Genomic DNA, 8,196 nt, shown 5'->3' on the forward strand with positions numbered 1-8,196 from the left:
ATTCTTGAGAATCGCCCGGGCCAGGGCAATACGTTGGCGTTGGCCACCTGAGAGCCGCTGCCCCCGCTCCCTCATCACGGTGTCGTATCCCTGGGGAAGCGCTTCGATGAAGCCACTGGCTTCGGCCAGGGAGGCGGCTCGTGCAATCGCGGCCGGGCTGGCGGCAAAACTTCCGTAGGCGATGTTCTCGCCCACGCTTCCGTGAAAGAGGTACACGTCCTGGCTCACCAGGCCGATGGCATGGCGCAGGTCGCCCAGCTGCAGCTCCCGGATCGGCTGGTCATCCAGCAGGATCTCGCCCTGTTGCACGGCGTAGAGCCGCAGCAGCAGTTTCACCAGGGTGCTTTTGCCGGAGCCGGTGGCACCCACGATGCCCAGTGTGTGACCGGCTGGGACTGCCAGGGAGAAGTCGACCAGCAGGGGCTCCCGGCCGGCGTAGCCGAAACTCACCGAGCGAAACTCGATGGCGCCGCGCACGCCCGCCAGGGGCAGGGGACGCTCACCGCCAGGGATCGCGATCGGTGTATCCAGCAGATCCAGCACCCGGTTGCTCGAGGCCATGGCCCGCTGGTAGTCGTCGAGGGTGCGCCCGAGGGTGGTGAGCGGCCACAGCAGACGCTGAGTGATGAACACCAGGAAGCTGTAGGAGCCCACGGCGATCGTGCCTCGCCAGGCCTGCAGTCCGCCGATGACCAGAATCGCCAGGAAGGCGAAGAGGATGGCGAATCGGATCAGGGGAATGAAAGCAGCTGACAGACGAATGGCCCGCTGGTTGGTGAGTCTGTAGGCCTCACTCTGGCCGCGGATTCGCTCCAGTTCCCAGGACTCGGCGGTATAACTCTTGATCGTGAGCATCCCAGCGAGATTGTTGGAGAGGCTGCTGTTGAGATCGCCAGCCCGTTCACGCACATCGCGGTAGCGAGGAGCCAGCCGCTTCTGGAACAGAATCGAGCCCCAGAGAATCACTGGGATGGGCAGAAAGGCAACGCCGGCCACACCCGGAGAGATGGCCGCCATCACACCACCGACGGCCAGCACGGTGGTGGTCAGCTGCAGCAGTTCGTTGGCGCCATGGTCGAGAAAACGCTCGAGTTGATTGATGTCGTCGTTGAGGATGGCCATCAGCCGGCCGCTGCTTCCGGCCTCGAAGAACGCCATCTCCAGCTCCTGCAGGTGGCCATAGGCCTCCAGCCTGAGCTCGTGCTGCATGGTCTGGGCCAGGTTGCGCCAGAGCACCCCATAGAGGTATTCGAACAGTGATTCGGCGCTCCAGATCACAAAGGAAGCCACCGCCAGGGCCGTGAGCTGGGAGGGGACGGTCCTGAGCCCCAACTCCGCCAGCCAGGAGGTCTGCTGACGCACTACCACATCCACGGCGAGGCCGATCAGCACCGGTGGGGCCAGGTCGAACAGTTTGTTCAGCACCGAGCAGCTCGAGGCCAGCCAGACGAGCCGGCGGTGAGGTCTCAGGGCTTCCAGCAGACGGCTGATCGGGGTGCGCGCTCGCGGGTGGGCCATGACATCAGGCGGCTGGGCATCGGCCGGGAGGGCCAGAGGCCATTAAAGAGGGTGTGGAGCCAGTGCCGGCCTGTTCACCGGTGGCCCGCCGCCACCACGCTCGCGAGGGCTGGCATTGTTGACATGGAATCATGTGACCCATCCACTCCACATCCTGGAGATCAGGGATCGCTTTTTGCTCTGAGGCGTCGTCGGTCAGTTCAACGAAAGCGGAGCCGCTGTTGCGGCCGGTTTTGCGATCGAGCGGCAGGCTGCACTGACCGACTTTCACCGTATTGGCAGAAATATTGGCCGGTAAGAAGGACTGTATGTTTTGAAACGCCGCACATTATACACTGCGTGAGGCGGGGAAACGGTGTCCGAACTTCTCTGCTGCGTTCTGAGACACCGTTGAGCGCTTGCGTTGCAGCTTCTTTGGTCTGACCGACAGGCTCTTCAGAGCTTGATGGCGAAGCGTGAAGCGGAGTGGAAGCAAATCCAAGGAACGGAGCCTGCCGGGGAGGGATGACCCAATGTCATGAAACCAAGACGCATTGATCCCGAAGCAATGGTTGCCCCTGTTCCCTGGAGCCTCGACTGGTGTGAGGACGGCGAGCTCGCCCCTCAGGATCGCTTCGATCTCCTGCAGACCCTGGTGCTCTGCGAGACACCGGAGGTTCAAGTCAGCCTGATCACCGCCATCGAGACTCTTTCCTTCCGGCAGGTGAGTGTGCTTCACACCGACGATGTCACCGGGGTGTGTTCCTGAGCCAAGTCTGAGCCAAGCGCCCAGCTCAGAGCTCAGAGGCTGTAGCGGGCCATGGTGCGCTGGCGGCAGGTGCTCTGAGCCACATCAAGACCAGCGCCCTGGTTCACCTGATCCACGAAACAGGAGCAGGCGAAGGAGCCGAGCCCTGGCGGGGGAACCTTTCGTGCCGCCTGGAAGGCAGCACTCACGGTGGCTAGACAGAATTTGCTGACCTGCTCATCCTTCTGAGCAGTGCTGGCGGAGGCCTTGAGCAGAGTCTCGGCCTCCACGCCCCCCGCCAGGGTCAGATCAGTCAGGCCCGCCAGGGCAACGGTGGCCAGACGCAGGATGACTCCGGTGGAGGTGGAGGGATTGCGCTGGCCTTTGGCCTTGGTGCTGGAGATCAGGGACATGGAGGGGCAAAGAGAACGCCGGATCGGCGTGCTGGGCTGACTCAGGAGTTGTGCCGGGTGATCTGAAGCTCTTTGTTCATCACCCGCAAACGCCGCAGAGCGTTGAAGACATCTTCGGGCATCCCACTGGGAAGATCCACGGTGCTGTGCGTGTCGAAGATCTGGATGCGGCCGATGCTGCGGCCGTTCAGGCCGGCTTCGTTGGCGATAGCCCCGACAATGTTTCCGGGCTTGACCCGGTCCTGCCAGCCCACCTCAATCCGGAACCGTTCCATGTCGGCATCCGGAGGTGTGGAGGCGTCCAGTCGGCTGCCGCCCGTGCGGGAGGGTGAGCGGCGATCACCGCGTCGGTCGTCGTCGCCGCTGCGCTGCCGTTCCCGGCTGGGGGTGGGCTGGCGCCAGGTTTCAGCGCCTTGCACCAGCAAGGGGCGATCGCCCACCGCCAGTTGCAGGGCGGCCAGGGCGAGTTGCTCGGGGGTAGCGCTGATCTCGCTGCCCACCCGCTGCAGGATTTCGCTGAGCAGGGCCAGTTCCTGCTCGTCAGAGCGGGGGGTTCCCACCAGGGCGGTGACGCGTTCGCGCAGGCGATCGAGCCGGCTTTGGTTGATGTCGGCATTGGTAGGCACCTCCATCGGAGTGATGGCTTTACCGACGGCCCGCTCCAGTCCGCCCAGGAAACGGCGCTCCCGCGGGGTGAGGAAGAGGATGGCGTCGCCCTGGCGGCCCGCCCGGCCGGTGCGGCCGATGCGGTGCACGTAGGCCTCGCTGTCGAAGGGGATGTCGTAGTTGATCACCAGGGTGATCCGGTCCACATCCAGCCCCCGGGCGGCCACGTCGGTGGCCACGAGCACATTCACCTGTCCGCTGCGCAGCCGCTCAACCGTGCGCTCCCGTTGGTTCTGGGGCACATCACCATTCAGTACGGCTACGTCGTAACCCTGTTGTTCCAGGGCTTCGGAGACGGTGAGGGTGATCGCCTTGGTGCGGGCGAAGATAATCACCCCCTCGCTGCTCTCGGCCTCCAGCACTCGCGTGAGGGCCTCCAGTTTCTGGGCGCCATGCACCACCAGGTGACGCTGACGGATGGTGCTGTTTTCAGCACCCTTCTGCTGAATGGTGACCTCAGCCGGGTTTTGCAGGTATTTGCGCGAGAGCCGGCGGATCTCCGAGGGCATGGTGGCGGAGAAGAGCACCACCTGCCGTTGCTCGGGGAGTTGCTCAAGCACCCATTCGACGTCATCGATGAAGCCCATGCGCAGCATCTCGTCGGCTTCATCGAGCACCAGGCAGCGCAGCCCGGAGAGGTCGAGAGTGCCCTGGCGCATGTGGTCCATCACCCTCCCCGGGGTGCCCACCACGATCTGCACGCCGCGCTTGAGGCGAACGATCTGGTCGCGGAAATCAGCACCGCCGTAGATCGGCAGCACGCGCACCTGGGGGAGCTTGGCGGCATAGCCGTTGAAGGCTTCAGCCACCTGAAGGGCCAGTTCACGGGTTGGGGTGAGCACCAGGACCTGGGGGGTGCGCTGCTGCGGATCGAGGCGCGCCAGCAGGGGCAGTGCGAAGGCGGCGGTCTTGCCAGTGCCTGTCTGGGCCTGGCCCACCAGGTCGCGGCCGAGCATCAGCTCGGGAATGGCGGCCTTCTGAATGGGAGACGGGTCGCTGTAGCCGCAGTCGGCCACGGCGGCGAGAATCTCAGCCCCCAGACCAAACCCGGCGAATGCGCCGGCCGGAGCTTCCTCAGCGGCTTCACCGGGCTGATCGAGCGGGCCGATCAAGGTCGATTCGACGGCAGTGGCTTCTGCCGATGGCTGCCCTTCAAGTGCGCTCAGGTCGACACAGCTGGAGAGGGTGCTGGGCTGAATGGAGGGGGTGGTGGTGATGGGATCGCTCGCGATGGGTTGGATGGGGGCTTGGGCGGGATGGGCGCTCAGGTCGATGGAGCACGCAAAGCTCTCGCTAGCGTTGAACTGGGTCACGATGAGTTGATGGGGGCCTTGGCCTGGGAGTTCCTTCAACGCAGGCCGGCAGGTACCCGTATCTCGCGGCCACAGGGCCTGAAAAAAGACTGCCTTGCCCTTAATCAAAGGGTGAGCAACTATCGTAACACCCAGCCCTGAAGCTCCCCATACGGCTGCAGAAAAACCGGATGGTCAACCCAGGCGTCCGTAGTCGTCGGCGAAGCGCTCGATGTCGTCGTCGTTGAGGTCGTCGCCCCGTTGCACTTCCACGATCATCAGCCCCTGCTCGCCGGCGCTGGCCCGGTGTACGGCCCTCTTGGGGATGGTCAGGGTGACGCCCGGAGATGCGCTCAGATGCCCGCCTTCGCACTCCAGGACGCCATCGCCTTCGACGACCACCCAGTGTTCGCTGCGGTGGTGATGGCGTTGAAGGCTGATGCGGCTGGAAGGATGCAGCCACAGCCGCTTGATCAGGTAGCCCTTGGCACTGATGAGGATTTCGAACCAGCCCCAGGGGCGTTCGCTGCGGCGCTCGACTTCCCCGCCGGATTCCGCCATCGCAGATCAGTCGAAGGCGGCTGGTTTCCAGGCCTGGGCTCTGACCTGGCTGATTTCAGCGATCTTGTCGTGGGCGTGGAGACGTCGCTGAATCTGATTGCTGCAGCCCTGCCAGGTGGGGGGTGTGGTGCTGGCGTCGAAGCAGGCTTCGCTTCGGTCATCCAGCATCCGGCCCAGAGTCGGCTCCCCTCCCTGGGGTCCCGGCAACAGGAGGTAATAGCGGATCATGGGGACCGGGCTGGGGACAACTCCACTCTGTCTCATCGCGGCATGGCCGTCAGCGCCCAAGTGCCCTGCTCACAGCTCCACAGCCATGGGCGCCCGGTGTCTCTGTAGCAACGGCTTCATCTCAGGGGTTGCCTGCCGACTTGGATATCTTCCAGACACATGGTCTGAGATGCCCAGCACCAATCGCCTTGCCGCCATTCAGCGCACCCAGGAGCGCCCCGCGACGGTCACGGCCCCCATCGCCTCCCTTGATGAGATCTGGGCCGCTGACGTCTTCAATCTCTCGAAGATGAAGTCGTCCTTGCCCAAGGAGATCTTCAAGTCGGTTCAGAAGACCATCAAGGAGGGAGGCAAGCTCGACGTCAGCGTCGCCAACGTGGTGGCCCAGTCGATGAAGGACTGGGCCGTGAGCCGCGGTGCCCTCTACTACGCCCACGTCTTTTACCCGCTCACCAACTCCACCGCCGAGAAGCACGACGGTTTCATCTCCACCCAGAGCGACGGCTCCGCCATCTGTGAATTCACCGGAAAGGTGCTGGTGCAGGGCGAACCGGACGGCTCCTCCTTCCCCAACGGCGGCATTCGCTCCACTTTCGAGGCCCGTGGCTACACCGCCTGGGACATCACCAGCCCGGCCTTCCTGATGTCGACGCCCAATGGCGTCACCCTCTGTATCCCCACCGTCTTCGTGTCGTGGACCGGGGAGGCCCTCGACAAGAAAACGCCGCTGCTGCGCTCCAACGCGGCCATGAACAAGCAGGCCCAGCGTCTGCTGAAGCTCCTGGGAAACACCGACGTGGCCCCGGTGAACTCCAGCTGTGGCGCTGAGCAGGAGTATTTCCTGGTGGACAGCGCCTTCGTGAGCCTCCGCCCCGACCTGCTGCTCTCGGGCCGCACCCTCTTCGGCAGCCCGTCCCCCAAGGGACAGCAATTCGACGATCACTATTTCGGTGCGATCCCCCAGCGGGTCCAGGTCTTCATGCAGGACGTGGAGTACCAGATGTACCGGCTGGGCATTCCCGCCAAGACTCGCCATAACGAAGTGGCGCCTGGTCAGTTCGAGCTGGCCCCCTTCTTCGAGGCGGCCAACGTGGCCACCGACCACCAGCAGCTCACCATGACGCTGCTGAAGAACACGGCGCGCAAGCACGGCATGAACTGCCTGCTGCACGAGAAGCCCTTCGAGGGCATCAACGGCTCCGGCAAGCACGTGAACTGGTCGGTGGGTAACGCCACCCAGGGCAACCTGCTCGATCCCGGCAGCAGCCCCGAGGAGAACATGCAGTTCCTGCTGTTCTGTGGAGCAGTGATCCGTGGCGTTCATCTCTACGGACCACTGCTGCGTGCCGTGGTGGCCACGGCGGGCAATGATCACCGCCTGGGTGCCAACGAAGCCCCTCCGGCGATCATCTCCGTGTACCTCGGCAGCCAGCTGGAGGAGGTCTACACGATGATCAAGAACGGCAACATCGGCAGCACCGATCACGGTGGCCTGATGCAGCTGGGTGTCGACACCCTGCCGGAGTTCCCCAAGGATCCCGGCGATCGCAACCGCACCTCCCCCTTCGCCTTCACCGGCAACCGCTTCGAATTCAGGGCCGTGGGCTCGAACCAGTCGGTGGCTGGCCCGCTCGTGGCCATGAACACGATGCTGGCCGATTCGCTCCAATACATCTGCAATGAGATGGAGGCCAAGATGGCCGCCGGAGCCAGCCTGGAGGACGCCGCCTCGTCCGTGCTCAAGACGATCATGGAAGAGCATGGAAACGTCGTTTTTGGCGGCGACGGCTACTCCAGCGAGTGGCACCAGATGGCGGTTAACGAGCGGGGTCTTGAGAACCTGCCCACCACTGCCGATGCCCTGCTCGTGCTTGAGCGCGACTCCATCAAGGACCTGTTCTCGCGCATGGGGGTACTCACCCCGGTGGAACTGCAGAGTCGCTTCGAGGTGTATGCCGAGCAGTACGTGCTGGCGGTGGAAGTGGAGGCCAAGCTGGCCCTGCAGATCGCCCGCACCCAGGTCTATCCCGCGGTGATGGAGTATCTCGGCAGTCTGGCCAATTCCCTGCGCTACCAGGAAGATCTGGGCCTTCCCCCCGATCGCGCCATGGCCGGCCGTATCGCCAGCCTCAACCAGGAGCTCCTGGCCAACTGCACGGCACTGGAGTCAGCCCTGCCGAATCCCCCCCACGGCCCAGTCGCCCACATGCGCCACTGTGCCGACACCCTGCTGCCGCTGATGCACAAGATCCGCGAGGCCGTCGACGGCCTCGAGACCCTGGTGGATGACAACACCTGGCCGCTGCCCACCTACCAGGAGATGCTGTTCGTCCGCTGAACCTGTCCGGCTGCCCTCAGGCGGGCAGCCACCCCTGGCCTTCGGGGGTGATCAGCACCGCCTGCTGCCTGGCCCGCGTCAGCGCGGTGTAGAGCAGGCGCCGGTCCCAGCGCCCCTCCCCCTCCGGCATCAGGACCAGCACCTGCTGGTACTGACTGCCTTGCGACTTGTGGATCGTGATCGCGAAGGCCACCTCTGCGGCGGCCATCCGGCTGGGATGAACCAGCCGCGACCCCCCTCCGGTGGCGCTGGTGCCCTCATTTCTGCCGTCACCGGGATCCTGGCTTCCCCAGAACAGCCGCTGACGCTGGCCCTCCACGTCCACCACCACCCCCGCATCGGGATTGGCGAGCCCCGGCTCCGGCAGGTTGCGCTGGCACAGCGCCGGCGTGGCGGGGGGCCAGCCCGCTGGTCCCCGGCTCCAGTCGTCGCCCAGCAGCCGCTGGTTCAGCG

8 protein-coding genes and 1 pseudogene are annotated in these 8,196 nt (G+C 64.6%); 2 read left to right on the forward strand and 7 right to left on the reverse strand.

The annotated features are described in order from the left end of the window. The coding region (locus KBY78_RS13820; protein WP_255144066.1) for an ABC transporter ATP-binding protein at positions 1 to 1,518 on the reverse strand (1,518 nt) is incomplete at its 3' end. Positions 1,519 to 1,560: 42 nt separating this feature from the next. Then, a pseudogene (locus KBY78_RS16405) lies at positions 1,561 to 1,847 on the reverse strand (RNA recognition motif domain-containing protein). Between the two features lie 218 nt (positions 1,848 to 2,065). Between KBY78_RS16405 and KBY78_RS13830 the strand changes: the two are divergent. Beyond that, a complete protein-coding gene (locus KBY78_RS13830; protein ID WP_006170523.1) occupies positions 2,066 to 2,266 on the forward strand; it encodes a hypothetical protein in 201 nt (66 codons plus the stop codon). 32 nt (positions 2,267 to 2,298) lie between these two features. Here the strand turns inward: KBY78_RS13830 and KBY78_RS13835 are convergent, their stop codons facing one another. From KBY78_RS13835 to KBY78_RS13850, 4 genes are all read right to left on the reverse strand, one after another. Further along, positions 2,299 to 2,658, reverse strand: a complete 360-nt coding sequence (locus KBY78_RS13835; RefSeq protein WP_255144067.1) for a hypothetical protein — start codon at positions 2,656 to 2,658, stop codon at positions 2,299 to 2,301. Positions 2,659 to 2,699: 41 nt separating this feature from the next. Then, positions 2,700 to 4,637: a DEAD/DEAH box helicase gene (locus KBY78_RS13840; RefSeq protein WP_255144068.1), complete on the reverse strand. Its 1,938-nt coding sequence runs from the start codon at positions 4,635 to 4,637 to the stop codon at positions 2,700 to 2,702. Positions 4,638 to 4,811: 174 nt separating this feature from the next. Beyond that, a complete protein-coding gene (locus KBY78_RS13845; protein WP_255144069.1) occupies positions 4,812 to 5,177 on the reverse strand; it encodes a phosphomannose isomerase type II C-terminal cupin domain in 366 nt (121 codons plus the stop codon). A 6-nt stretch (positions 5,178 to 5,183) separates the two neighbouring features. After that, positions 5,184 to 5,405, reverse strand: coding sequence for a hypothetical protein (locus tag KBY78_RS13850; protein ID WP_006170527.1), 222 nt, complete (start codon positions 5,403 to 5,405; stop codon positions 5,184 to 5,186). Positions 5,406 to 5,574: 169 nt separating this feature from the next. Here KBY78_RS13850 and KBY78_RS13855 point away from each other — a divergent pair, with 169 nt between their 5' ends. Continuing rightward, positions 5,575 to 7,743 (forward strand): glutamine synthetase III, encoded by a 2,169-nt coding sequence (locus tag KBY78_RS13855; protein ID WP_255144070.1) that lies wholly within the window; start codon positions 5,575 to 5,577, stop codon positions 7,741 to 7,743. Positions 7,744 to 7,759: 16 nt separating this feature from the next. Here the strand turns inward: KBY78_RS13855 and KBY78_RS13860 are convergent. Continuing rightward, the coding region (locus KBY78_RS13860) for an ATP-binding domain-containing protein (protein WP_255144071.1) at positions 7,760 to 8,196 on the reverse strand (437 nt) is incomplete at its 5' end.

It is taken from the genome of Synechococcus sp. EJ6-Ellesmere, assembly GCF_024345875.1.
Lineage (GTDB): Bacteria > Cyanobacteriota > Cyanobacteriia > PCC-6307 > Cyanobiaceae > Regnicoccus_A > Regnicoccus_A antarcticus.

What these genes read in the sequence shown, in the direction of transcription:
- KBY78_RS13835 (WP_255144067.1), bottom strand. Translation starts at nt 2,658, where the DNA reads ATGTCCCTGATCTCCAGCACCAAGGCCAAAGGCCAGCGCAATCCCTCC.
- KBY78_RS13855 (WP_255144070.1), top strand. Translation starts at nt 5,575, where the DNA reads ATGCCCAGCACCAATCGCCTTGCCGCCATTCAGCGCACCCAGGAGCGC.
- KBY78_RS13850 (WP_006170527.1), bottom strand. Translation starts at nt 5,405, where the DNA reads ATGATCCGCTATTACCTCCTGTTGCCGGGACCCCAGGGAGGGGAGCCG.
- KBY78_RS13830 (WP_006170523.1), top strand. Translation starts at nt 2,066, where the DNA reads ATGGTTGCCCCTGTTCCCTGGAGCCTCGACTGGTGTGAGGACGGCGAG.
- KBY78_RS13845 (WP_255144069.1), bottom strand. Translation starts at nt 5,177, where the DNA reads ATGGCGGAATCCGGCGGGGAAGTCGAGCGCCGCAGCGAACGCCCCTGG.